The sequence below is a fragment of the Xanthobacter autotrophicus genome (genome assembly GCF_030015065.1).
Taxonomy (GTDB): domain Bacteria; phylum Pseudomonadota; class Alphaproteobacteria; order Rhizobiales; family Xanthobacteraceae; genus Xanthobacter; species Xanthobacter autotrophicus_D.
Genome location: NZ_JAIVFN010000291.1, coordinates 1 through 734 on the forward strand (window position 1 = coordinate 1; position 734 = coordinate 734).

The following is a 734-nucleotide window of genomic DNA, read 5'->3' on the forward strand; positions in this document are numbered from 1 at the left end:
GGGGGGCGGTGGGGCCGAACTCCAGCGTCACGCCGAGCGGGGCGGGGAAGGTGCCCTCCACCGGCTTCACCTTCGGCGCCATCAGTTCGCCGAGGCCGGCGGCGGCCAGATCCCGCGCCACGCCCGCGACGCCAAGGCAGTCGGCGCGGTTGGGGGTCACGGCGATCTCGACCACCGGATCGTTCAGGCCCAGCACTTCGGCGAAGGGCGCGCCCACGGGGGCGTCCTCCGGCAGCTCGATGATGCCGTCATGCTCTTCCGACAGCCCCATCTCGCGGGCCGAGCACAGCATGCCGCGGCTTTCCACGTCGCGGATCTTGCCGATCTTCAGTTCGAGCCCCGAGGTGGGAATGACCGTGCCCGGCGCCGCGAACACGGTCTTCAGTCCCGCCCGCGCGTTGGGCGCGCCGCACACCACCTGGATGGGCTCGCCTTTTCCGATGGAGACGGTGCACACCTTCAGCTTGTCGGCGTTGGGATGCTTCTCGGCCGTGAGCACCTCGCCCACCACGAAGGGCGCGAGCTGCTTCGCCTTGTCCTCCACCCCCTCGACCTCAAGGCCGATGAGGGACAGGCGCTCGACGATCTGGTCGAAGGAGGCGGTGGGCTCAAGGTGGTCCTGGAGCCAGGAGAAGGTGAGTTTCATCGGGTCTGGTCCTTGTCCTGAGCCGCCTGCACGTCCGGTCGGGGTTTTGCCCCCTCCCAACCCTCCCCCGCAAGCGGGAGAGGGCTTT

Annotated in this window: 1 protein-coding gene; it reads right to left on the reverse strand. The window is 69.3% G+C overall.

Annotation, left to right across the window (positions count from 1 at the left end):
- The coding region (ytpR, locus tag K9U40_RS23160) for a YtpR family tRNA-binding protein (RefSeq protein WP_349239455.1) at positions 1 to 646 on the reverse strand (646 nt) is incomplete at its 3' end.
- Positions 647 to 734: the final 88 nt, after the last annotated feature.